Source organism: Janthinobacterium sp. 17J80-10 (genome assembly GCF_004114795.1).
Lineage (GTDB): Bacteria > Pseudomonadota > Gammaproteobacteria > Burkholderiales > Burkholderiaceae_D > Paucimonas.
The window spans coordinates 1758172-1782149 of sequence record NZ_CP035311.1; the positions used below are offsets into that span (position 1 = coordinate 1758172).

A 23978-nucleotide genomic window follows, 5' to 3' on the forward strand; every position below is an offset into this window, starting at 1 on the left:
TTAAATTGAAATAATCCGTATCGTTGAACGGCTCAGCATTCATATGATGGTCATCATATTTGTAGCGAAAATAAAACCGCCCGAAACAGCGGCTTTCTAAAAGTCAGGTTTTTGCGACGCTATTGCAATCAGTGTCGTACTGCTCAATCAAGGCTTTCCGGCTGGCCGCCAGCAACGCCTTTCCGTGTGCATTGTTGCCAAGAGTGCGAGCCAACTGCAATGCCCCTACCATGGTGCTTGCAATAGCCATTGCACTTTCAGGCGCAACTCCTGCCGGCAATGCGTCCTTTACCGTGTTCAAAAGTCTTACAACACTGCGACAAGATGCGTCGCGCAATTCTGAAGCCTGGCGCGACATTTCGGATGCTAGGGCAGAGACAGGGCAGCCGGTTTCCGACGAGACCAGATGCCTCTCGGACAGGTAGAGCTCCACCAGAGCGCAGAATGGGCTCTCGTCCCGTGTCCGCGCGGCCGCTATATTCCGATTCAGTACCTCGGCAGAGGTTTCCCCCGCACGTTCAAGTGCTTTTGCCAGCATCGCCTCACGCGATGGAAAATGCGCGTAGAAGCCGCCATGAGTCAACCCCGCCGCCTTCATGACATCGGCGACAGCCACACCGGCGTAGCCATCGCGGCGAATAGCTTTCGAGGCCACGTCAAGAATACGGTCGTAAGAGATTTCTTTACGGGTGGATCGGATGTTCATGGAAGAACGGTCGTGAATTTAATATGATGATCATCATATTAGGTGGGGAAATATAGGTTGTCAAGCGACGCTTTTAAGCGTCGCGAAATTTTCAGCATTGCTTCTATCGTGGTTTTCTCGTAATCAACCCAGTCTCTGGGGCGGCGGCCTTGATCATGGCGTATTCGCCGCTTGCCTTATAAACAAGTGACGTCATCTTGAATTCGTCATTTGCCGAAGCGACGAGGCTCATTCATTTGGACGAAAGGTTCAGGGAGATACTTTGTTCCGGAATGCCTTCCAAGTAGTCATGTCCCTGGTTGATTAACCGCCAAACGCCATTTTTTGATTCTTGCACCAATCCTCTGTCTTGAAGAAGATTAAGATGATGGTGAACAACTGGTAGCTCCACGTTCAATCGCTGAACAATACTACTGGTTCCAATCAATGGATCAGGAGATTGTAGAAGCTGGCCCAAAATAGCTTCCATCAACATATGGTCTCGCTTCATGACTTCCTCAATAGCAAAAAATACTATCTTAGCTGAATTCAAATTGCGCGCCGGGGGAAAACTGCTCGCTTGAGAAGCGTAAGGGCAGCAGTACGTAGACTAGCCCTGCGCGTATAGCCCAAGTCTCTGCGTTCGTATATTTGCCGGATCAAAGTGTGCTCCTACTTGGCACCACCCTGACCAACGACGATTACAGCAGCGCCAAAAAGGGCGAAGCCTACTCCGACGAGATCGCTGGTGGTCGGTGTAACACCATCAACCAGCCAAAGCCAGAGCAGCGCTGCGGCAATGTAGACAGCACCATAAGTGGCGTAGATCCTTCCGCTTGCTGCCGGATGCAGTGTCAACAGCCAGACAAACGCGGCAAGGCTAAGAATTGCAGGCGCGAGTAGCCAGATGCTGCCTTTCCCAGTGATCCAAAGCAGCGGAAGGTAACAGCCGAGCAGCTCGGCAACAGCGGTCAAGAAGAACAGTCCGAAGGTGCGCGGTACGGTAGTCATGTCAATCATCAAACCTCTCCCCTTTTTGCACTGCCACCCGGTTTCCGCTTTGCAGGTTCTGCAGGAGCGCAGCAGCTACCGGCCTTGCCGTCCAAGTCCAGCGCAGACAGGTCTTCAATGATTGCGCAGTTGCGGGTAAGGCCGCCAATACAGGCAGCGTCGCAACTGCTGACAAACGCCATGAGGCTTGATTCCAGTTCCCGCATCTCATCCAGCTTAACTCTCACAGCATCCAGGTGACGTTGCGCCATGTCGCGCACATCAACGCATGCGCGGTCGCCATCTTCAAAGAGGTGAGCCAGCTCCCGGACCTGCTCGATGGGAAAACCGAAGTCTCTGCACCGCTTGATGAACGTTAGCCGCTTCAGGTCTTCCGCCCGGTAGTAACGATGGCCATTGGCAGCGCGTTGCGCTGGCGGTAGTAGGCCTATCTCCTCGTAGTATCGGATGGTCGGGATGTTGCAACTGGTCTGGGCGGCGAGTGCGCCGATGGTCAACCTGTCGGCATTCATGATGATTCCTTCAAAAAGCCCTTGCACCTCAAGTTACTTGAGGTCCTATTCTACAACGGTGTAATGCCGCTCATTGTCAAAGAGGAAAAAATCATGATTGAAGAAGCAAGCAAAAAGGGAAGATTCGCCAGCCGCGCTGGCGTAATCGCTGCTATCACGGCAGGTGTGGTGGCATGCGCCGGGTGCTGCGCCCCTCTGATCGCGCCACTGGTGGCGTGGCTGGGCATCTCGGCGTTGGGTGCAGCGGCAACTGGCTGGTATCTCGGTATAGCGGGACTGTTTGCCTTGGGTGTGTCAGCCATCCTTTGGCTGCGACATCGGCGTAAGTCACTTTCCATCATGTCGGACGATGCTTGCTGTAACAGACCAAGCTGCAAGATTTAACATGTTGAAAGGATAGCGTTGAGGCGGCGTGGCACTGTGCGTGCGACAGGCTATGGATAAGTTTCAAGCCTCCGGCCAGTAATGTGCTAGGTCTTTGCCAGGTAGGGGAGGGGGCTATTGCTGCTTCGGCCAGCATCGAGCAAAGCGGCGGTGAGAAATTTTCTCAAAATCAACATACTAGGAAGCGATAATCTGCAGTTCTCCGGTTCCTGTTTGCACATTGGAAGCCAAGTCAATGGCTGGGGCTACAACCAGAGCAGCCATTGCGCACTATACTTGCATGATCACTACTTTGTTTCAAAGCAAAGATTTAACGTGAAAGTAACCGGTACCCAAGAGGATCCATCATCGGGGCAGGACACCTTTGAGCGTCAGCGTTGACAGGCATATTAGCTCCGGAGTGCATGAGTTATGTGTTTAACGCAAGAATGTTGAAAAAGACTTGGAGCAAAACGCATTGTGTGTCCGTTTACGTGCTTGCGGGACGTGAAAAACTGATCGAGATCCTTCTGGGTTACCTGAGCGTCACACCTCACCTGCCAGTCACCTTCAAAAACCACCGCAATTAAAAAATCAAAGTTGCCCTGTTCGTAGTTCCGAATCGCGCCAAGAAGCGGTGAATTGCTTCCGGTAGTAACGCGCCGGCCCTTAATTTGATATTTACGCCCGCGCTTGTCTATTGCGTCATACCCCTTCAACGAATTGGGCAGCAAAGTCAGCCCAAGCTTCTCAGAGGCTAGCCATTCCGCATAGTCTCCGGTGGCAGGTCACAACTATTATTGTTCATAGGTTAAGTAGGCTTATGTCTATTAGGCAATATGGTGTCCCCAATCGTGTGAAAAATGCCATCCCATAAATATGGGAGTCGGGACTGCTTGATATAAAATCTTCTCAAGTTGACCAAGCAGGATTTCATTATTGAAACAGGTGTTAATGCCAGCAAATTCTTGCTTTATTTTTTATCAATAAAATCAACAGCTTGCTATCAGTGTCGATAATTTCATTCGGTGGCACGGAGTTTGCCAAAAGAACACCATCGTTTGAAGAAAATCCTCACTGGAGAAGTACATGGCTACATCATTGCAGGCGCCCCCGATTCGGCCGGAAGCGCATTTCGACGAGCGCATGCTGCAATGCTATGCGGATCGCCACCACAGCCTGTATGCAATGTTCGAAGAGGCGGTACGGTCCCATCCCGCGCGCGAGGCGCTGGTCTGCGGGGTTGCCCGACTGACCTGGCGCGACTTGCAGGGACGGGTGGAACGGATTTCCGCTGGTCTTGCGCAGGCGGGTATCTGCCAGGGCGACCGGGTCGCAATCCTCCTGAACAATCAAATCGAGTTTGTCGAAGCGACCCTTGCCATCAGCCGGCTGGGTGCCATCGTCGTGCCGATCAGCACGCGCGACCAAACGCCCGGCATTGCGCATATCCTGAATGATTGCGGCGCTGCTCTCCTGATCCATGATGTGACGGTGACGCTACGGTTGCCTGCCATGCACGAGGTGCCAGAATTGCGCGCCTGTATCCCGGCAAGCATGGAGGATGCAGCAGGAACGTTCGCCGCTTTGCGCCGAACCAGTGGCGACGTGCCGGTGGCACGCGTGGATGAGGACGACACCGCAGCCATCCTGTACACCTCGGGGACCACCGGCAAGCCCAAGGGGGCGATGCTGGCGCACTTGAATATCGTGCATTCGGCCATGCACTATGGGCTGACGCTGGACTTGACCGAGCACGATCGCCTGATTGCCGCCGTGCCGCTCAGTCATGTCACCGGACTGGTGGCCCTGATGGCGACCGCCATTCGCTGCGCCGGCACGCTGGTGATCCTGCCCGCCTTCAGGGCCGCAGAATTCCTGGCGCTGGCTGCGCGCGAACGGATGACCTATACGCTGATGGTGCCTGCCATGTACAACCTGTGCCTGATCCAGGATGACTGCAGCCGTTACGATCTTGCCAGCTGGCGCATCGGCGCCTTTGGCGGCGCCATCATGCCGCAGGCCACCATCGAGGCGGTGGCGAAATTTCTGCCGGGGCTCACGCTGGTCAATGTCTACGGCGCGACGGAAACGACTTCGCCGGCCACCATCATGCCGCCGGGTGCCGGCGCGACTTATCTCGACAGCGTCGGCCGCGTTGTGCCGTGTGGCGAGATCGTGATGATGGATGATGCCGGCCGCCAGGTGCCGCCAAGGGCTGCGGGTGAATTATGGATCCGGGGCCCTATGGTGGTACGGGGCTACTGGAACAATCCGGCGGCGACTGCGGAAAGTTTCGATTCGGGCTTCTGGAAATCAGGCGACATCGGTTCGATCGACGATAACGGCTTCGTCTCGGTATTCGATCGCAAGAAAGACATGATCAACCGTGGCGGCTTCAAGATTTATTCCAGTGAAGTTGAAAACGTCCTGTGCCAGCATCCCGGCGTGTTCGAGGCGGCTGTGGTTGGCAAGCCGTGCCCGGTGCTGGGCGAACGAGTGCATGCATTCGTGGTGCTGAAGGATGTGTCGGTGACGGATCTGGCGCTCAAGGCCTTTTGCGCCGAACGGCTGACCGATTACCAGGTTCCGGAAAGTTTTAGCTTGGGGGCGACGCCGCTGCCGCGCAATGCCAATGGCAAGATGCTCAAGCGCGAATTGCGGCTGGAAAAGGCGTGATGCTGCTGAAATGTCCGTTTCTTTTTGAAACGCGGTTGATTCATAAATGAATGAATTCAGTTCCAGCAAGCAGGCGGCTTGCTATAGGGTTTAAAAAAATTCAATGAATTCAAGCGCTTGGCGCTTGCTCGCAGCATGGCCGGAAGATGGCACAGTCTTTGCGAAGTATGAAGTGCATCTATCGTTACGGAGAATAAAGTGGATTTTCAGCTCACCCCGGAAGTTAAGGATTATCAGCAGCGCATTCGCGCCTTCGTCAGGAAGCACGTGGTACCGCTGGAAGCACAAGCCAGCTCTTACGACGAGCATGAAAACATTCGCACGGATTTGCTGAACGACTACCGCAGCAAGGCCAAGGCAGAAGGTCTGTGGGCGCTGCAAATGCCCAAGGAGCGCGGCGGCCAGGGCTTGTCCGTCACCGGCATGGCAGCCTGCTATGAAGAGATGAACTGGTCGATTTTCGGCCCGGCAGTGTTCAATTCCGCCGCGCCCGACGACGGCAACATGATCCTGCTTAACAAGGTGGGAACCGAAGCGCAAAAGGAACGCTGGCTGCAGCCGATCATCGATGGCCAGGTGCGTTCGGCATTCGTGATGACCGAGCCCATGCCGGGCGCCGGCTCCGATCCTGCGATGATGCAGACGACCGCGACGCTGCGTGACGGCAAATGGATCATCAACGGCCGCAAGTGGTTCATTACCGGCGCGGACGCCGCCCAGCATTTCATCCTGATCGCCCGCACCTCGGACGACGAGCGCAAGGGGTTGACGGCTTTCCTGTTCGACCGCTCGCAGCCTGGCTGGCGCATCGAGCGGCGCATTCCGATCATGGGACCGGAAGAGCATGGCGGCCATTGCGAGCTGGTGTTCGAGGGTCTGGAAATCCCCGATGAAAACCGCCTGATGAATGTCGGCGATGGCCTGAAAGCCACGCAGATCCGCCTGGGTACGGCGCGCCTGACGCATTGCATGCGCTGGCTGGGCTTGTCCAAGCGCTCGCTCGACATCGCCACCGACTACGTGCTCGAACGTACTTCGCAAGGCGTCAAGCTGGCCGAACGCGAAGGCGTGCAAGCCATGCTGGGCGATGTCGCGATGCAGATTGAAATCGGCCGCCTGCTGACCATGCGCGCCGCCTGGAAACTCGATCAGGGCGATTTCGCCCGCAAGGAAGTGTCGATGGCGAAAGTCGTGGTGGCCGACACGCTGCAGAAGTCCGTGGATACCGCCATCCAGCTGTGCGGCGCGCGCGGCTATTCGAAAGATACCATTCTCGAATGGGTGTACCGCTATGCGCGCCAGGCGCGGCTGGTCGATGGCGCTTCCGAAGTGCACAAGATGGTCATGGCGCGCTATCTCATGAATGAGCGCACGGAGTTCTGGTCATGGGGATAAGCGCAATGGCACAGGCAGCGCCCGAAAACGCCAGCGTCGCCGGCATGGATCTGGACAGCCCGGCAGTCCATGATAGCCTGCAGCGCTATCTGCTGGCGCAGGCTGGCGCTGCGCAAGTGGCAATCACGAAAATGGCACGCCTGTCCGGCGGCGCCATCCAGGAAAACTGGGCGCTCGATGTCACGGTCGAGGGCGGTCCGTATCAGGGAAAACAGACCTGGGTGCTGCGTACCGATGCGCCGTCGGCGGTGGCTGTGAGCCTCACCCGTCCGCAGGAGTTTGCCGTGTTGAGCGTTGCGTATCAAGCCGGCGTGACCGTGCCGCGGCCGCTGTGGCTATGCCGCGACCCCGATGTGGCCGGGCGGGACTTCTTTGTCATGGAACGCATTGCCGGCGTCGCCGCCGGCCATCGGCTGGTGCGCGAAGCCGAGCTGGTGCCGAACCGGGCGATGCTGGGCGAGGAACTGGGCGCCAATCTTGCGCAATTGCACACGGTCGTGCCGCCGCAGCCCTCGCTGGACTTTCTGCCGGCGCCGTATGCCAACCATGCGCTGGAGACGATTGCCGAATACCGTCGCCATCTCGATCATATCGATGTTGCTTCGCCGGCACTGGAGTGGGGCTTGCGCTGGTGCGAACTGCATGCGCCGGCCAGCGTTCCGGCCTGCCTGATCCATCGTGATTACCGCACCGGCAATTACATGGTCGACCAGGGCAAGCTGAGCGGCGTGCTGGACTGGGAATTCGCCGGCTGGGGTGATCCGCGCGAAGACATCGGCTGGCTCATGGCCAGGTGCTGGCGTTTCAGTGCCAACGAGCGCGAGGCCGGCGGCGTATCCCATGCCGAGGATTTCCTGCGCGGCTACCAGCGCATCTCGGGCCGCAGCTTCACGCGCGCCGAACTGCGTTACTGGCAGGTGATGGCGCATCTGCGTTGGGCCGTGATTGCGTTGCAGCAGGCGCAGCGCCATCTGTCCGGCAAGCAGCCGTCTCTGGAACTGGCCCTGACGGGCCGCCTGGTGGCCGAGCTCGAATATGAAATCATCAACCTGACTGCGGAGGGATCCGATGAGTGACCGGCCAGATGGGCAAGACTTGCTGCGGACTGCCCGCGAAGAATTGATGAAGCGCCTGCTGCCTGCATTGCCGGCGGACTTGCGCTACCAGGCGCTAATGATTGCCAATGCCATGGCGATCGCGGCACGCGAACTCGATGCCGGCGCCGCCGGTCAATTGCAGGAACTGGCCGGACAGCGAGCGCTTCTGCAAGATGCAGAGAGCGAGGCGCCAGGCAACCCGGAGCAGTTGCGGCAGTCTCTGACGTCGGGCCGCAAGAGGCTGGGCGCGGCAATCCGCCTCGGTGAATTCGACGCGGACAAGCCGGCGCATCAAGCCCTGCTGCGGCACCTGGCGTCAAGCGCGCGCGACAAGGTGGCGATCTACAACCCCAAGCTGCTGAGCTCGGGAGATGCCAGGTGATGCCAGCAGCACCGCGGCGCCGGCGCCTTTATCTGGTGCGGCATGGCCACGTCAGCTATTTCGATGCTGACGGGCGGCCCTTGCACCCGGTGCATGTCGCCTTGTCGCCGCAAGGGGTCAGCCAGGTGGAAAGCCTGGCGGCTGCGCTGAACGATGTCCGCGTTGACCGCGTCGTCTGTTCCGACCTGGAGCGAGCAAGGCAGACGGCGCAGATTTTGGCGGAGCGGATGGCGCCCAAACTTGTGCCGGAACCGAACCCGGGATTGCGGGAAATCCGTGCAGGCAGGTTGCGCGAAATCGTCGCGGAGCAGCGCGAGGCCAGGCTTGCATATGCCTATGACCACGCCGCCGACGACAATGCCGATTTTATCGGTGGCGAGCGTTTTGCCGACTTCGAGCGCCGCATACTCGACGCACTTGAGGCATTGCTCGCCGATCCGGATTGGGACAGCGCGCTGGTGGTCAGCCACGATGCCGTCAACCGGGTTTTGCTGTGCTGGGCTGCCGGGGTTGGCCGCCATGCCATGGTGGCCTTCGAGCAGGACATGGCGTGCCTCAACATCATCGATGTCGACTGGGCCGATGCCAGGGTAGTGCGGCGGCTGATCCGCACAGTCAATTTCACGGCCTACGATGCCGTGAAAGCCCGCGCCAGCCTGACCGTGATGGAACAGGTATTCCGGGCCTACCGGTCCGATGACAAATAAATCCAAGAGCCGCACTTGACGGCCATTTCATCCTTGATTCCCCGTTTGACCAATCTGCGAAGGAGACGCATCCCATGAAAAATTATTTGCTCACTGCCATCTCGATTTTCTGCTGCATCAATTCCGTCGAAGCACGGGATATCAAGATCGCCCATGTGTATGACAAGACCGGCCCGCTGGAAGCCTACGCCAGGCAAAGCCAGACTGGCCTGGTGCTGGGCCTTGAATACGCCACTGGCGGCACCATGGCGGTCAATGGCAACAAGCTGGTGCTGATTGAAAAAGACAACCAGGGCAAGCCGGATGTCGCCAAGGCGCAGCTGGCCTCCGCGTACGAGGATGACAAGGCCGATATCGCCATCGGCCCGACCTCCTCCAATGTCGCACTGGCGATGTTGCCGGTGGCTGCAGAATACAAGAAAATCCTGCTGGTCGACCCGGCTGTGTCGGATTCGATCACCGGTGAAAAATGGAATCGCTACATTTTCCGCACTGCCCGCAATTCGACCCAGGATGCGATCGCCAACGCCGTGGCGCTGGACAAGCCGGGCACGATCGTGGCGACGCTGGCGCAGGATTATGCATTCGGGCGCGATGGGGTCAAGGCATTCAATAGCGCGCTGAAAAACGCCAGGGTGGTGCATGAAGAATATCTGCCGCCCAGCACGTCGGATTTCACTGCCGGCGCCCAGCGCATCATCGAGGCGCTGAAAGACAAGCCGGGCAAGAAGATCGTGTGGATTCTGTGGGCTGGCGCGGGCAATCCCTTGAAGATCGCCGATCTCGGCCTGAAGCGCTATGACATCGAAATCGGCGCCGGCGCCAACATCCTGCCGGCCATGGTCGCCTACAAGCAGTTCGCCGGCATGGAAGGCGCCGCTTATTATTACTACGGCATCCCGAAGAACAAGGTCAACAACTGGCTGATTTCGGAGCATTACAAGCGCTTCAAGACGCCGCCTGACTTCTTTACGGCCGGCGGCATGATTGCCGGCATCGCGGTGGTGGAAGCGCTGAAGAAAACCAATGGCGACACCAGCACCGAGAAGCTGATTGAGGCGATGGAAGGCATGAGCTTCGAGACGCCCAAAGGCAAGATGACTTTCCGCAAGGAAGACCATCAGGCGCTGCAATCGATGTACCACGTGCGTTACAAAAACGATCCCGCATTCGCCTGGGCCGTGCCGGAACTGATTCGAGAAATTCCGATCGAGGAAATGAATATTCCCGTCCGTATCAAGCGATAAGGCGTAACAGGCAGCTGCGGCGCGGCTAGCCTATTGCTGGGGCTGATTCAAACGCCGCCACAGGGTCGAGCGGCTGATGCCCAGCCGCCGGGCGGTGTGCTCAAGGTTGCCGCCGCATTCGTCCAGGACCTTGCGAATGCGGATCAGTTCGGTGGTTTTTGCCAGGGACTTGAGATTGATTCCGGCGCCGTCATCGTCGGTGATCGGGATGTTCTCTTCGTCGAACAGGTCGCCCAGGATGTTGCGCAACTGGCGCGCATCGGCAGATGCATCGCCGCGCCCGTCCAGCGACAGCACGGCGCGTTCGATCACGTTTTCCAGTTCGCGGATATTGCCCGGCCAGGAATAGCTTTCCAGGTAAGGCAAGAGCGGCTGCAACACCTGTTGCGGCATTTGCGCGGTGCCGGAACGCTTTTGTACCTGGGCCAGTATGTGGCTGGCGATGGCGTGGATATCTTCCTTGCGGTCGCGCAGCGCCGGCAGCTTCAGGCGCAAGATGTTGAGCCGATAATACAGGTCTTCGCGAAAGCCGCCTTCAGCAATGCTCTGGCGCAGGTTGCGGTGGGTGGCGGCAATGATGCGCACATCGATCGGCGTCGGCTCAGTGCTGCCCAGGCGTACCACCTCGCGTTCCTGCAGCACGCGCAAGAGTCGCGTTTGCAGCGGCAGCGGCATGTCGCCGATTTCATCGAGGAAGATGGTGCCGGTATGCGCGGCTTCGAACAAGCCAGGCTTGCCGCCCTTGCGCGAGCCGGTGAATGCGCCTTCCTCGTAGCCGAACAATTCGGACTCCAGCAGGTTTTCAGGAAAGGCCGCGCAATTGACGGCCACAAAAGGCCCCTTGCGCCGGCGGCTGGCATTGTGAACGCCTTGTGCCAGCAGCTCCTTGCCGGTGCCGCTTTCCCCCTGGATGAGTATGGTGGCATCGGTTTGGGCGCAGCGCTCGGCCAGCGCCAGCAATTGCTTCATTGGGGTGGAGTCGCCGACGATGTGCGCAAGCCGGTATTTCGCGACAAAGCGTGTCTGGCGCGTGCTGCTGCGCAGCTGGCGGTCGGCACGCTGGACCGCGCCGGCATCCTGGCACGTCAGCACGGCGCCGGTTTGCTCGCCATCCTCGTAGATCGGAATGATATTGGCCAGCACCGTTTGCGTCCCCAGCCGCAGGATGCGGTTTTCCACTGCGATGCCAGTACGCAACACCTGCTCGATGTCGGGATGGGCATCCAGCTCGGCAACCGGGCGCAGCTGCGCCCATTCCGCCGAGACACCGAGCAATTGCGCCAGTGCCGGATTGATGGTTTGTACCTTGCCTGCCATGTCGACTGCCAGCACGCCATCGGTCAGATGTTGCAGCAGTGTGTTCAGGCTCTGGCGCTTGGCGGCTTCGGCCCGGGCGCTTTTGAAAATCACCAGCGCGTCGTCGAGTGCCTGGCGCGCTGCGCTGGAAGAGGTCACCAGTATGCCGGTCATGCCGGCCTGTTCTGCCAGTTCGGTCACCATCGACGAGCCGATGATGACTTCGTAGCCCTCGCTGGCGAATTGCCTGACCGCTTCTTCCGCCTGCTGCAAGGTGGTGTAGGCAGCCTGCTGCAGGGCTACGGTGAAAAGTGTCTGGACCTCTTCCAGCTTGGGATGGATATTGCGGTAGCTGAGAATGGCCACCCTGTCCGACACGCGGCGCGCGCGTTCCAGTGCATGCAGGATGTCATAGTCGGCCAGCGGCATCAGCACGACCGGTGTCGCCAGGTGCTTGCGCAGGTAAGCGCCAGTGGCGCCGGTGCAGATGAAGACATCGACCTTTTTTTCCCGCTCGAGCTCTTGTGCCTGTTGCAGGGTGTCGGAAATCGGCAAATCGATGATGCGTATATCGGCGGCGCCGGCAAATGCCGGCAGCACGCCTTGCAATTCCAGGGCAAGACGGCTCGGCGGCGACAGCATCTGCAGATGGCTTAGCAGGATGACGATGCGGGCACTGTGCTGCGCTTGCTGAAGCGGATTTGCCATGAAAGGACACAGGAAAAATGGAGTCCTGATCTTAGCATGGGTGTTTTCATTCTGAAACAGTTATGGTTCAGAACTGAATAGGGGATGCTGCGGACGTCCTGCCTTATCGCGGCGGCGGAGGCGGATAAAAATCCCGTGGCATCAGGGGCTGTTCCGCCATGAAGCCGGAGGAGAATCTCCCGCCGGAAGGAATGCGGTGCCCCTTCGCATACATGCATTGCATGAAGCCGACATCGTAACGCTGCTGCGCGCCATAGGCGGAAGCCTGTGCTGTCTGCGTCCCGCTCAGGCCTCCCATTGCCATGCCGGCGCCGGCGCCGACCCTGGCGCCATGGCCGCCATTGATCGCAGCGCCCGCCGCCGCCCCGAGGATCGTGCCCACTGCGGCGCTGCGCACGCCGCTGTCGCTGGCCATTCCGGTGGCCGTTGCCCCGCCGATTTGCTGTGAAGCAAATTGCCTGCAGAGGTGATCGTCGATACGGAATTGCTCGAAGTTTTTGCCTGTGCCTGGCAGCACCATGACACTGGGACCATCGGGCAACGATACGCAGGCGCCCAGCAGGAGAAGGGAGAGCACTGCGGCAAGCTTGCAAATGATTTTGCGCATGTATAGGCCTCACTCGGGCGGTTGTGCCGGCACGCGTTGCCAGCCACCGGGACATCGCTTGACGTAGGGGTAGTAACCTTCCGGCTTCTTGCAGTAGTACCAGTCCTGCGGCGCGGGTTGTGCCGGTTGCGTGCGTTGCCCATAATCAGGCGAGGTTTGCTCGATATAGCCGGCGGGCGCCGACGGCACGACGACCACATTTGGAGAAGACGGGTAGTAATAAGGCGGGTAAGCGTAATAGGGCGAGTAGGCGTAGGGGTTGTACGGGTAGGGCGCCACATGGTTCCAGCCCTGCAAGCTCCAGCCGAGCGCCGGTCCGACATACACGCCGACGTGAGCGCGCGAGCGGCCATGATGGTGGCCTGGGCGCGCCTGCGCGCTGTCGCATGCGCCAGCAAACATCAGCGCCAAAAACAGGTAATGGAACAGTTTCACCATGAGCCCCGCGCGAGGATGACCTGAAAATTAGACTGGCGCCGTCAGGCATCGTTCAGCCGGTGCAACTATCGAGTCGCAGGCGGGCGTGGTAAATTGTTGTGATGAAAGCATTTCTTCGTTCCAAATGACAGCCAAAAGCCATGCAAAAACGGTGTCGCTCGTGCTCGGCAGCGGCGGCGCGCGCGGCTATGCGCATATCGGCGTAATCCAGTGGCTGCTTGAAAACGGCTATGAAATCAAGTCGATTGCCGGCTCCTCGATTGGCGCGCTGGTCGGAGGCATCTACGCCACCGGCAAGCTCGAACGCTATTCCAAATGGGTGAGTGCGCTGGAAAAGATCGATGTGCTGCGCCTGCTCGATCCAGCCCTGAACCGCGCCGGCCTGATCAAGGGCGACCGCATCATGGAACAGTTGCGCAAGCTGATTGGCGACATCAATATCGAGGAGTTGCCGATCTCCTTCGTTGCAGTGGCAACCGATTTCCAGAGCGGCAAGGAAGTCTGGCTGCGCCGGGGCGACCTGTTCGATGCCATTCGCGGGTCGATTGCCATTCCCATGGTTTTCACGCCCTTCAAGGTCGGCGGGCGTTACCTGATCGACGGCGGCATCGTCAACCCTGTGCCGATAGCCCCGACCCTGAACGACCACACCGACCTGACGGTGGTGGTCGGTCTGAGCGGGCACGAAGAGAGCCAGCTTGCCCACCCGGCCACCGTGCCGCAGCACTCGCCCAAGCCGAAGCCGGCATCGCCGGCAAACCCCTATCGCCAGCGCATCCTCGGTTTCCTGGAAAACCTGGCGCCGGCTGCGGTAACGGCGCGCGTCCGCCCGCCGTTTGGCATGGTGGATGTCGCCCTGCGCGCGATGGATACCATGGAGGTAGCGATTACCCGCTTCAAGCTCGCCGCCTATTCGCCGGATGTCGTGATTGAAATTCCGCATAACGCTTGCCAACTCCATGAATTCTGGCGTGCCGAAGAATTGATTTCATTGGGCAAGGCGCGCGCCGCCCGCGCGTTCAGCCGCCAGCAGGTCGATCATGATCCGGATTACGGGCACGATGGCCCGCCGGGGAAAACGGGCAAGGCAGTCTGACCGGCTTGTGCCGGATCAACCAGGCGCCAGGCGGCAACCTTTAGGATGCATCGACCACCAATACATCTGATCGACGGGCTTACGATGGCAAAACGCATACTCCTGCTGCAAGGTCACCCCGATGCCAGCCAGCGTCACTTCGGTCACGCCCTGGCGAGCGCCTATGCCGCCGGCGCTGCCAGCGCCGGCCACGAGGTACGCAGCATCGACGTGGCGACGCTGGAGTTTCCCCTGTTGCGCAGCCAGCAGGAATGGGAGCATGGCGCCTTGCCTGCCAGCCTGCAGGAAGCGCAGGATGCAATCGCCTGGGCCGAGCATCTGGTGCTGTTTTTCCCGCTCTGGCTCGGCGACATGCCGGCGTTGTTCAAGGGCTTCCTGGAACAGGTTGCGCGTCCGGGTTTTGCCTTCAAGGGCGAGGGCAAGAATCCTTTTGCGCACAAGGGCCTGGCCGGCCGCTCGGCGCGCATCGTTGTCACCATGGGCATGCCTGCGCTGGTCTATCGCTGGTACTTTCGGGCCCACAGCGTCAAGGCGCTGGAGCGCAATATCCTTGGCTTTGTCGGCATTGCGCCGATCCATGAGACGCTGATTGGCATGGTCGGCGGCCTGTCGCCGGAAGCTGCCGGCAAATGGCTGGCCAGGCTGGAAAAACTGGGGCGGCAGGGCGCTTAGCCGCGATCCGGTTCCGGATGCGTGAATACCTGGCTTTCCGGTACGATGCCGCGGATGCTGCGTTCAATTTCATCGAGCAGGTCATGGGTCTGGACGATGGTCCAGGCCGGCGGCACCAGCACATCGAGATAAACAAAGCTTTGCGCCCCGGCGCGCCTCGTGCGCAGGTTGACGAAGCGGGCGCCACTGCCGGCTTGCTGCTGCAGGGCTGCCTCGATTTGCGCCACGGTTTCGTCCGGCAGCGCCGCATCCATCAAGCCGTCGGCGGAGGCGCGAACCAGGCGGCCGCCCTCCAGCAGTATGTGCAGGCCGACGGCAATCGCGATGACCGCATCCAGCCATAACTGACCGGTCAGCCAGACCAGAAACACGCCGACGATCACGCCGGCGGAAGTCCATACGTCCGTCATCAGGTGCTTTGCGCCACCTTCCAGCGCGATTGAACGGAATCGCACCGAGGCGCGCCGCATGGCTTGCGCCACGCCGAGGTTGACGAAGCTGCTGGCGATGGAAAACGCCAGCCCGAGGCCGACTGATTCCAGCGGCTGCGGGGCGAACAGGCGCTGCGATGCTGTCCAGATGATGGCGGCGGCCGCGCAGAAAATCATGAAGCCTTCGACGCCGCTGGAAAAATACTCGGCCTTGCTGTGGCCGAGCGGATGCTGGGCATCCGCTGGCGCGTTGGCAATCGTCACCATGGCCAGCCCAAATATCGCGGCCGCCAGATTGACGAAGGATTCCAGCGCATCCGACAGCAGTCCCATCGAACCGGTCAGCCACCAGGCGATGGTCTTGAGGGCGATGGTGAGGACAGCTGCCGCCGTCGAAAGCCAGAAATAATGGCGGACTTCCATGGTCATGGTCTGTCGGGCGCATTGAAGCGCGCTGTGGTATTACCCGGCAGTATACCTTTTGCGCAGGCCGGCTACCGCTTCATGGTTATTCGGGCACGAGCGGAGCGCCCAATTGCTTCCTGGCGGCGATGGCGCCGATGGCTTGCGCCAGGACGGCGGGCGATTCCGGCGAAGCCGGCGGAATCGCAATGGTTTGCCAGAAGCCTGGTGCCTTGTCGATTGCGTAGCCTGCACGTGCGAGCAGGTACAAAGCAAGCTTTCTTGCGCGTAGCTCCTGCTCTGGCGAGGTCGGGGCAAGAGACGCAGCGTTCGCTGCATCGCCTGGCAGCGGCGTGAGCGTATGCAGGCGGTCGATGATGGCAGCCTGGGCGGGCCGGGGTTGCGGCGCCAGGATGTTGTGGGCGATTTCGCGCGCCAGCACGTACGCGAGTTCGTCATCCGACGGCGCCGCTTCCAGCAAGCCGCGTGTGACCATGACGCGCTGGCCGTCGGCAAAGCTGCCGGCAACGTCGGCGTTGCCCAGATCGATCACCATGGCGCATGCCGGCGTCAGGGTGATGTTGTGGGCGACGCGCTCGCCGCCGCGCAAGACGGTCAGGCTGACACTGTTGCGTCCGCGTAGTTCTGTGCCGATGATCGACGCGCTGGCGCTTTCTGCATTCGGCCCCTGGGGCAGGGGCTCGATTTCCACGGCAAACAGGGCGTCGCCTTGGCGCAACCCTGCAGTTTCAGCACCGCTGCCGGGAAGCACGTTCATGACATGCAGGCGTTCTTCCAGGCCGAGCGCGCTGGAAGCCACATCAGCGAAGCCCTCGGTGTAGGAATAGCGGTTCTTGGCGGTAAAGCCGAGCAGGTTGCGCGCATGTTGCGGGCATAACTCATTGCCGTTGATTAAAAGCGGCGCGGCGACACGGTAAAGCCGCGCTTGCTGATCCACCCATGTGCGCAGGAGCGCTGCCTTGTCGATTTTTGCAATGTCCGGCGGCGCTGGCGGCGGCGCGACAGCTTGCGCCGGTGGCGCCGGGACAGCCGTGGGCGGCGTCGATGCGGCAGGCGCAGGCGCGGCTGCTGGACTGGCAGCGGGGGCGGGTGCTGAAGCCGGCGCAGGCGCCGTTGCTTGCCGCTGTCCCGGCGAGGAAACGCACGCTGCCATTAGTGCCAGTAGCGCGACTGCGGCAGGCAGTCTGGCGCATCGCAACAATCGCAACAATCTTAATGCCTGTCCGGTGCCGGTGTATGGGTTCACTGAATTTCTTTCCTGAGTTTCCATTTTGGAAATGGCAAATAAGGCATTTTAGGAGGCCCTGCTTAGTTCAGACTTAAGCCGACGCCTGGCGCCGGCCTCGCGCTCGATGACGGCATTTACCTCTGCGCCGAACAGGAATGCCGCTGCGGACAGGTAAAGGTAAAGCAGCAGCACGATCACCGCGCCGATGCTGCCGTACATGACGCTGTAGTTGCCGAAATTCTGCACGTAATAACTGAACCCCAGGGAAGCGGCAACCCAGATGACGACGGCAAGGATCGAGCCTGGCGTAATCATCCTGAAGCGATGCGCCACATTCGGCGCAGCATAATAGGCAAAAGCGATCACCAGGCTCAGCACCAGCAATGCCGCCGGCAGCCGCAGCCAGGCCCACAGGGTGACAAAAAGCTGTTCGAGGCCTGCCAGCTGCGCCAGCCATTGCATTGCTTGCGGGCCGACGATCAGCAGGCTGGCGGCAAGCAGCAACAGCAAGGCAATGCCCGTCGTATACAGGATCGAAAGCGGGTACAGCTTCCAGGCCGGACGCGACTCGGGCGTATCGTAGGCGACGTTCATGGCCGCCATGATGGCCCGGATGCCTTGTGAAGCAAGCCACAATGCCGTGATTGCCCCGAATGACAGCAAACCCTTTTGCGGCAGCTGGAGTTCATTGATGACGCGGTTGACCTGGTCCATTGCCAACGGCGGCAGAAAGGATTTGGCCTGTTGCCGCAGCCATTCGAACATCTCGGTGAGTTCGAAAAAGCCGGACAGCGCGATGAGGAACATAATGAATGGAAATAATGCAAAGAGAATGTGGTAGGCCAGCGCTGCGGCATAGGTCGCCATGTCGTCGTCGATGAAATGGCGGATCGACGAGGCGAGGACCTTGAAGGGATCGAGATCTTGAAAACCATGAATGCGCATGTCGGGCCCTCCCACGGAATCGGCAATCTTGTGGCAGCGGGAGTCTATCTTGGCCAAAGGCGGGAAGCGACGATAGCGAGTTTCGCAACATACCGGTAAATTTGCGCGCAATGCAGCGGCAAATCATGTTGCAAGCGCAAATTGCCATCAATGGCAGGCGGGCATGGCAGTTAAGCTGCAACTGAAATGGCCTCAAACCAGGCGAATGGATCGTCCTGTCTCATTCTGTCACAGCCCTGACACACATTTGAGATTTATCCGTACAATAATCCTCGTTTTGATTCAATTTTTTGGATGCCGATGCGATTGCTGCTGGTTGAGGATGATTCGATGGTAGGCGACGGCTTGCGCAAGGCATTGCGCCAGGATGGCTTTACCGTCGACTGGGTGCAGGATGGCCGCGCAGCGGAGCTGGCTGTGGAAAGCGAAAACTACGACCTCATGCTTCTGGACCTGGGCTTGCCGAAGAAGGGCGGCCTGGAAGTGCTGGCGTCTATTCGCCAGGGCGGCAACCGCTTGCCGATCATGGTGCTGACCGCGCGCGACGCCGTGTGCGAGCGCGTCAAGGGACTGGATGCCGGCGCCGACGACTACCTGGTCAAGCCCTTCGATTTCGAGGAGCTCGAGGCGCGAATCCGCGCGCTGCTGCGGCGCCGTGCCGGGCGGACCGATTCGGTGATCCGGCAGGGCGAACTGACGCTGAATCCGGCCAGCCGCGAAGTCTGTTTCAAGGGGCTGCCAGTGGCGGTGTCCGGGCGCGAGTACTCGTTGCTGGCCGCATTCCTCGACCGTCCTGGCGCCGTGCTGTCGCTGGCGCAGCTCGGCGAGAAAATCTATGGCTGGGACGACGAGGTCGGCAGCAATACGGTCGAAGTGTATATCCATTCGCTGCGCAAGAAATTCGGCGCTGATTTCATCAAGAACGTGCGCGGCGTCGGTTACATGGTGCCGCGCCAGGCATGAATTCCATCCGCAATACGCTGCTGGTGTGGCTGATGTTCGGCGTGCTGACCGCCATCGGCCTGGCTGCCGCAGTCGTCTATGAGCGCGCGCGGCGGGAAGCCAGCGAGCTGTCGGACAATCAGATGATGCAGCTGGTGGCATCGTTGCCGCAGCCGCCCGGGCCGGTGGCGACGACCCGCACCAACGAGACCAGCAAGCGCGACGATTTCGTCGTGCAGGTCTGGGATAGCGCCAACGGCTTTCGCCTCTACAATTCGCACGGCATCGTCAACCTGCCGGAGCCCCGGCTGCCGGGTTTTCACGACCAGTATGTCGAGGGCACCGAATGGCGCATCTATAACACGCGCCTCGGTGAAACTGTCGTGCAGGTGGCGCAGCTGGCCAGCGCCCGTCACGAGGTGGCGGCTTCGGTCGCCTTGCGCACCGTGGCGCCGCTGATCCTGCTGCTGCCGTTTCTGGCGCTGATGATCTGGATTGCTGTGGGCCGCAGCCTGGCCGCGGTCAAGATCGTCGCGGCGCAGGTGCAGTCGCGCGACGCCAATTCCCTCAACGATATTCCGGACTATGAATTGCCGCGCGAGATACAGCCGCTGACGCATGCATTCAATGCCTTGTTGTCGCGCCTGCGCCGCGCGTCCGCGGCGCAGGGCGCCTTCATCGCCGATGCCGCGCACGAATTCAAGACGCCGCTGACCGCGCTCAAGCTGCAGGTCCAGCTGGCCGAGCGCGCCAGCAGCGATGAAGAGCGGATCCAGGCGTTTGCCGATCTCAAGGGCGGGCTGGAGCGTACCAGTCATCTGGTGCACCAGCTCCTCACCCATGCCCGGCAAGACCCGTCTGTGCCGCGCCGCGTCAGCGACCGCATCGATCTGGCGTCTCTCGCGCGCAGCGTCGTGGCCGATTTCGCGCCGATTGCCGCCGACCGCCGCATCGACCTGGGTGTGAAGGCCGGCGACCCGGCCACCGCCTATATACACGGCAATCCCGAATCGCTGCGCATCATGCTCAACAACCTGGTCGACAATGCCATCCGCTACACCCCCGTTGGCGGCCTGGTCGATATCACGGTGCGCCAGCGTCCCGGCTGCATTGCGGTCGCGGTCGAGGATACCGGGCCCGGCATTCCCGAAGAAGAGTTGACGCGGGTTCTGGATCGCTTCTACCGGGTGCCTGGCACGCCCTCGGAAGGCAGTGGCCTCGGTCTGGCGATCGTGCGCCAGATTGCCCGTGCGCATGGTGCCAAACTCAGCTTGCGCAATGCGGCGCGGGGGTTGCATGCGGAAGTTTCATTCCAGGTGGCAACATAACGTGTGTTGAATTTTTGACACAACGTTTTCTTTTGTACAAAATTTTAAGTCTGTTTTAAATCTCCGCACCTAAGATGGGTTTGCCTGGCTTATGCATTCCTGCAGGCAAGATACGTTTTGGACTGACAGTCAGGAGCGAAGAGATCTTGCTGACGGAACACGGCGCTTAAAAAATAATCATTAATTTGGAGATAGCATGCGCAACACGATGAAAGTCATGACCGCCGCCATTTGCGGTACCCTGGCATTTGGCATTACCGCTTCCGCCTCGGCGCAGATTTCCGGCGATACCGTCAAGATCGGCCTGATCACCGACATGTCCGGCGTGTACGCCGACGTCGACGGTCCTAACGGCGCTGAAGCCGTGCGCATGGCGATTGCCGACTTTGGCGGCACCATCAACGGCAAGAAGATCGAATTCGTCTCCGCCGACCACCTGAACAAGGCCGATATCGCCGCCTCCAAGGGCCGTGAATGGATCGACCGCGAAGGCGTCGACATGATCCTGGGCGGCACCAACTCCGGCGTGAACCTGGCGCTGGCCAAGCTGGCCGCGGAAAAGAAAAAGCCCTTCATCTCGATCGGCGCAGGTTCTTCCCGCCTGACCAACGAGGATTGCACCGGCTTCACCGTGCACTATGCCTATGACACCGTGGCGCTGGCCCGCGGCACCGGCGGCGCCATCGTCAAGAACGGCGGCAAGGACTGGTTCTTCCTGACCGCCGATTATGCTTTCGGCGCATCCCTGGAAAAAGACACCGCTGAAGTTGTCAAGGCGCAGGGTGGCGTGGTCAAGGGCCAGGTCAAGCATCCGCTGAACGCATCCGACTTCTCGTCGTTCCTGTTGCAGGCGCAAGCGTCCAAGGCACAGATCCTGGGCATGGCCAATGCCGGCGGCGACACCATCAACACCATCAAGGCGGCCAACGAATTCGGCATCACCAAGACCATGAAGCTGGCCGGTCTGCTGGTGTTCATCACCGACATCCACTCGCTGGGTCTGAACCTGACGCAGGGCATGTACCTGACCGATGGCTGGTACTGGGACCTGAACAACGATACCCGCGCCTGGTCGAAGAAGTTCTTTGCCAAGACCAAGAAAGAGCCGACCATGCTGCACGCTGCCGACTACTCGGCAACGCTGCACTACCTGAACGCGGTCAAGGCCGTGGGCAGCGACGATGGCGAGAAGGTGATCGCGCAGATGAAGGCCACCAAGATCAACGACATGTTTGCCAAGAACGGCGTGATCCGCCCGGACGGCCGCATGGTGCATGACATGTACCTGATGCAGGTGAAGACGCCTGCCGAGTCGAAGTATCCGTGGGATTACTACAAGGTGGTGCAGACCATCCCGGGTGACCAGGCCTACATGAGCAAGGCCGAGTCCAAGTGCGCCCTCTGGAAGTAAGTTTGCAGTGCGCGGCGCACCGTTTCGCGGGCGCCGCTTTTTCAGTCTGTCTGTTTTAACCCAAACAAGGATATTAATAAAATGAGACGTTACGTACTTTCCGCCCTGGCCATCATGTGCGCTGCCACATCCGTGCAAGCCAAGGACATCAAGATCGCCCACATTTACTGCAAGACCGGTATCCTGGAAGCTTACGCCAAGCAAACTCAGGTCGGTCTGCAACTGGGCCTGGAATACGCTACCAAGGGCACCAACGAAGTCAGCGGCAACAAGCTCGTGCTGATCGACAAGGATGACCAGTGCAAGCCCGACGTCGGCAAGGCCCAGCTGACCGCCGCCTACCAGGATGACAAGGTCGACCTGGCTGTTGGCCCGACCCACTCGGGCGTGGCCCTGGCCATGCTGCCGATCGCTGAAGAATTCAAGAAGATCCTGCTGGTGGAGCCGGCCGTGGCCGACGCCATCACCGGTGAAAAGTGGAACAAGTACATTTTCCGTACCGGCCGCAATTCTTCGCAAGACGCCATCTCCAACGCCATCGCCATCGACAAGGCTGGCACCACCGTGGTGACCTTTGCGCCGGACTCGTCCTTCGGCCGCGACGGCATCAAGGCGTTCAAGGGCGCCATCAAGAATGCCAAGCTGGTGCATGAAGAATACGCGCCGCCAACTTCCACCGACTTCACCGCCAGCGCCCAGCGCATCATTGAAAAGCTCAAGGATGCACCAGGCCGCAAGATCATGTGGCTGGTGTGGGCAGGTGGCGGCGACCCGTTCGGCAAGTTTGCCGACATGAACCTCAAAGAGCGTTATGGCATCGAAATCTCCACCGGCGGCAACATCCTGCCGGCGATGGCTGCGTTCAAGAAGTTGCCAGGCATGGAAGGCGCGCTGTACTACTACTACGGCATCCCGAAGAACCCGGTCAACAACTGGTTGAACACCGAGCACTACAAGCGCTTCAAGACCCCGCCTGATTTCTTCACCGCTGGCGGCATGGCAGCAGGTATCGCCGTGGTTGAAGCCCTGAAGAAGACCGGTGGCGACACCAACACCGACAAGCTGATCGCCGCCATGGAAGGCATGAGCTTCGATACGCCGAAGGGCAAGATGACTTTCCGCAAGGAAGACCATCAGGCAATGCAATCGATGTACCACTTCAAGATCAAGAACGACCCGGCATTCGTCTGGGGCGTGCCTGAGCTGGTGCGCGAAATCAAGCCGGAAGAAATGGAAGTTCCTATCCGTAACAAGCGTTAATGCTTGTTCCAGGCCAGTCTGTTTCGACGGACTGGCCATTCAGGGACGAAATGACTTCGCCCCTGACTTCAAGCCTCCCAAAACGGGAGGCTTTTTATTTGAACTGCGAATTGTTGTCCGGATTGGCGATCGCACGCATTGCGTCAATCAGCCAGTATGCCTGCCGCGCCGCTCGCCGAATGCATCCCCAGTTCGCCTGAGCGTCCGGGAATCTCCCCCCACGCAAACGGACAGACTGGCAATGCGTCCTGGCTTACTTTCTGATAGTAGTCGGCCATCGCTACCAGTTGATAGCCTTGCGCCAGCCATCCCCGTAACAATTCCTCAAACGCGTTGGCCAGCTTCTGCCCTTCTAGTTCCGCATGCAAGGTGAATACATGGTCGCGTGGCGCGGCCGTAAGCGCGAGTATTCTGGCGGCGACGTTGGATGCATCGACCAGGACGCCATCGATGCGGCGTCCGAGCAATTCATCCAGGGTCGGCAGCGTGGTGGGCAACTGAACGCAATCCAGTGTCTTGCCGGCGACGCTTAAGCGATGCGGCCCGGCATCGGTATCGGCCAGCGCACCCTCTTCGGTCAGACGGCAACGGCCGTCGGAGGCGTAGCGGATGCCGAGCGCATCGAGCTGCGCCAGTGCGTGCACATTCATTTGCCAGCCAGCTGCGCCATGGGTGCGCGGTGCTGCTCCGAAAATCTGCGTGAAACGCGCTATCGACTTTTGCATCTGTCCGATGGTCCATTCGGCATCGCGTCCGCGCACATGGTCTTGCCAGACCACGTGGTCCCAGGTATGGATGCCGCATTCAAAACCGGCATCCCTGACCGCACGCATCTCGGCCGCGCAGGCTTTGCCGATATCGGGCGCCGGCAGCAGTACCCCATACATCAGGGTTTTGATGCCGTAATGCTCAACCACGGAAGTGCGCGCCACTTTCTGGAAAAAGCCGGGACGGAAGGCTCGCCGTAAGGCCCAGCCGGTATGGTCGGGACCGAGCGAGAACAGGAAGGTTGCGTGCGCCCCGTGCGTGCGCAGCATGCGCACGAGGTTGGGAACACCTTCGCGGGTGCCGCGGAAGGTGTCGACGTCGATCTTGAGCGTAAGTAACGGGCCCAA

General features: G+C 59.8%; 25 protein-coding genes. 14 read left to right on the plus strand and 11 right to left on the minus strand.

The features are described 5' to 3' along the window. Positions 1 to 103: 103 nt before the first annotated feature. From EKL02_RS07980 to EKL02_RS08000, 4 genes are all read right to left on the minus strand, one after another. Positions 104 to 706, minus strand: coding sequence for a TetR/AcrR family transcriptional regulator (locus EKL02_RS07980; RefSeq protein WP_128901557.1), 603 nt, complete (start codon positions 704 to 706; stop codon positions 104 to 106). Positions 707 to 938: 232 nt separating this feature from the next. Then, positions 939 to 1196, minus strand: coding sequence for a hypothetical protein (locus tag EKL02_RS07990; RefSeq protein WP_164931984.1), 258 nt, complete (start codon positions 1194 to 1196; stop codon positions 939 to 941). Between the two features lie 161 nt (positions 1197 to 1357). Then, positions 1358 to 1705 (minus strand): YnfA family protein, encoded by a 348-nt coding sequence (locus EKL02_RS07995; protein WP_164931985.1) that lies wholly within the window; start codon positions 1703 to 1705, stop codon positions 1358 to 1360. Continuing rightward, positions 1705 to 2208, minus strand: coding sequence for a helix-turn-helix domain-containing protein (locus EKL02_RS08000; protein WP_128901560.1), 504 nt, complete (start codon positions 2206 to 2208; stop codon positions 1705 to 1707). Before EKL02_RS08000 ends, EKL02_RS07995 begins: the two co-directional genes overlap by 1 nt. Before the next feature lie 63 nt (positions 2209 to 2271). Here EKL02_RS08000 and EKL02_RS08005 point away from each other — a divergent pair, with 63 nt between their 5' ends. The 7 genes from EKL02_RS08005 to EKL02_RS08035 all read left to right on the plus strand — a co-directional run bounded on the left by EKL02_RS08005 (position 2272) and on the right by EKL02_RS08035 (position 10078). Beyond that, on the plus strand, positions 2272 to 2592 hold the full coding sequence (locus tag EKL02_RS08005) for a hypothetical protein (protein ID WP_128901561.1): 321 nt from the start codon (positions 2272 to 2274) through the stop codon (positions 2590 to 2592). Positions 2593 to 3660: 1068 nt separating this feature from the next. After that, entirely contained in the window at positions 3661 to 5250 is a 1590-nt protein-coding gene (locus tag EKL02_RS08010) for a class I adenylate-forming enzyme family protein (RefSeq protein WP_128901562.1), read from the plus strand. 198 nt (positions 5251 to 5448) lie between these two features. After that, positions 5449 to 6645 carry an acyl-CoA dehydrogenase family protein gene (locus EKL02_RS08015; protein ID WP_128901563.1) on the plus strand — a complete coding sequence of 399 codons (1197 nt, stop codon included), beginning with the start codon at positions 5449 to 5451 and terminating at the stop codon, positions 6643 to 6645. Positions 6646 to 6650: 5 nt separating this feature from the next. Next, entirely contained in the window at positions 6651 to 7721 is a 1071-nt protein-coding gene (locus EKL02_RS08020) for a phosphotransferase family protein (protein ID WP_241687831.1), read from the plus strand. Further along, positions 7714 to 8124: a DUF6285 domain-containing protein gene (locus EKL02_RS08025; protein ID WP_128901565.1), complete on the plus strand. Its 411-nt coding sequence runs from the start codon at positions 7714 to 7716 to the stop codon at positions 8122 to 8124. The genes EKL02_RS08020 and EKL02_RS08025 overlap by 8 nt, the downstream gene beginning before the upstream one ends. Further along, entirely contained in the window at positions 8124 to 8831 is a 708-nt protein-coding gene (locus tag EKL02_RS08030) for a histidine phosphatase family protein (RefSeq protein ID WP_128901566.1), read from the plus strand. The genes EKL02_RS08025 and EKL02_RS08030 overlap by 1 nt, the downstream gene beginning before the upstream one ends. A gap of 74 nt (positions 8832 to 8905) precedes the next feature. Next, entirely contained in the window at positions 8906 to 10078 is a 1173-nt protein-coding gene (locus EKL02_RS08035) for a substrate-binding domain-containing protein (RefSeq protein WP_128901567.1), read from the plus strand. A gap of 30 nt (positions 10079 to 10108) precedes the next feature. On the opposite strand, the gene prpR is transcribed toward EKL02_RS08035, so the two are convergent. The 3 genes from prpR to EKL02_RS08050 all read right to left on the minus strand — a co-directional run bounded on the left by prpR (position 10109) and on the right by EKL02_RS08050 (position 13127). After that, on the minus strand, positions 10109 to 12082 hold the full coding sequence (gene prpR, locus EKL02_RS08040; RefSeq protein ID WP_128901568.1) for a propionate catabolism operon regulatory protein PrpR: 1974 nt from the start codon (positions 12080 to 12082) through the stop codon (positions 10109 to 10111). Positions 12083 to 12185: 103 nt separating this feature from the next. Next, a complete protein-coding gene (locus EKL02_RS08045; RefSeq protein WP_128901569.1) occupies positions 12186 to 12689 on the minus strand; it encodes a YMGG-like glycine zipper-containing protein in 504 nt (167 codons plus the stop codon). A gap of 9 nt (positions 12690 to 12698) precedes the next feature. Further along, the gene (locus EKL02_RS08050; protein ID WP_128901570.1) at positions 12699 to 13127 is read right to left on the minus strand and encodes a hypothetical protein; all 429 of its coding nucleotides are present in this window, start codon (positions 13125 to 13127) and stop codon (positions 12699 to 12701) included. 124 nt (positions 13128 to 13251) lie between these two features. Between EKL02_RS08050 and EKL02_RS08055 the strand changes: the two genes are divergently transcribed. Together EKL02_RS08055 and EKL02_RS08060 are read left to right on the plus strand one after the other, a co-directional pair. Beyond that, positions 13252 to 14223 (plus strand): patatin-like phospholipase family protein, encoded by a 972-nt coding sequence (locus tag EKL02_RS08055; RefSeq protein ID WP_128901571.1) that lies wholly within the window; start codon positions 13252 to 13254, stop codon positions 14221 to 14223. A gap of 84 nt (positions 14224 to 14307) precedes the next feature. Beyond that, positions 14308 to 14895 (plus strand): NAD(P)H-dependent oxidoreductase, encoded by a 588-nt coding sequence (locus tag EKL02_RS08060; protein WP_128901572.1) that lies wholly within the window; start codon positions 14308 to 14310, stop codon positions 14893 to 14895. Here the strand turns inward: EKL02_RS08060 and EKL02_RS08065 are convergent. Both EKL02_RS08065 and EKL02_RS08070 read right to left on the minus strand, forming a co-directional pair. Next, complete coding sequence (locus tag EKL02_RS08065) at positions 14892 to 15755, minus strand: cation diffusion facilitator family transporter (RefSeq protein ID WP_241687832.1); 864 nt, start codon at positions 15753 to 15755, stop codon at positions 14892 to 14894. The genes EKL02_RS08060 and EKL02_RS08065 overlap by 4 nt on opposite strands. Before the next feature lie 79 nt (positions 15756 to 15834). Beyond that, on the minus strand, positions 15835 to 16686 hold the full coding sequence (locus tag EKL02_RS08070) for a M48 family metalloprotease (protein ID WP_128901573.1): 852 nt from the start codon (positions 16684 to 16686) through the stop codon (positions 15835 to 15837). A 22-nt stretch (positions 16687 to 16708) separates the two neighbouring features. Between EKL02_RS08070 and EKL02_RS08075 the strand changes: the two genes are divergently transcribed. Continuing rightward, on the plus strand, positions 16709 to 17011 hold the full coding sequence (locus EKL02_RS08075) for a hypothetical protein (RefSeq protein ID WP_128901574.1): 303 nt from the start codon (positions 16709 to 16711) through the stop codon (positions 17009 to 17011). Positions 17012 to 17043: 32 nt separating this feature from the next. Here the strand turns inward: EKL02_RS08075 and EKL02_RS08080 are convergent, their stop codons facing one another. Further along, positions 17044 to 17922: a YihY/virulence factor BrkB family protein gene (locus EKL02_RS08080; RefSeq protein WP_128901575.1), complete on the minus strand. Its 879-nt coding sequence runs from the start codon at positions 17920 to 17922 to the stop codon at positions 17044 to 17046. Between the two features lie 300 nt (positions 17923 to 18222). On the opposite strand from EKL02_RS08080, the gene EKL02_RS08085 reads away from it, so the two are divergent. The 4 genes from EKL02_RS08085 to EKL02_RS08100 all read left to right on the plus strand — a co-directional run bounded on the left by EKL02_RS08085 (position 18223) and on the right by EKL02_RS08100 (position 22863). Next, positions 18223 to 18885, plus strand: coding sequence for a response regulator transcription factor (locus EKL02_RS08085; RefSeq protein WP_128901576.1), 663 nt, complete (start codon positions 18223 to 18225; stop codon positions 18883 to 18885). Further along, complete coding sequence (locus EKL02_RS08090; RefSeq protein WP_128901577.1) at positions 18882 to 20192, plus strand: ATP-binding protein; 1311 nt, start codon at positions 18882 to 18884, stop codon at positions 20190 to 20192. Before EKL02_RS08085 ends, EKL02_RS08090 begins: the two co-directional genes overlap by 4 nt. Before the next feature lie 208 nt (positions 20193 to 20400). Next, a complete protein-coding gene (locus EKL02_RS08095) occupies positions 20401 to 21603 on the plus strand; it encodes an ABC transporter substrate-binding protein (protein ID WP_128903430.1) in 1203 nt (400 codons plus the stop codon). 81 nt (positions 21604 to 21684) lie between these two features. Next, entirely contained in the window at positions 21685 to 22863 is a 1179-nt protein-coding gene (locus EKL02_RS08100; protein ID WP_128901578.1) for a substrate-binding domain-containing protein, read from the plus strand. Positions 22864 to 23006: 143 nt separating this feature from the next. On the opposite strand, the gene EKL02_RS08105 is transcribed toward EKL02_RS08100, so the two are convergent. Then, the gene (locus EKL02_RS08105) at positions 23007 to 23978 is read right to left on the minus strand and encodes a polysaccharide deacetylase family protein (protein ID WP_241687833.1); all 972 of its coding nucleotides are present in this window, start codon (positions 23976 to 23978) and stop codon (positions 23007 to 23009) included.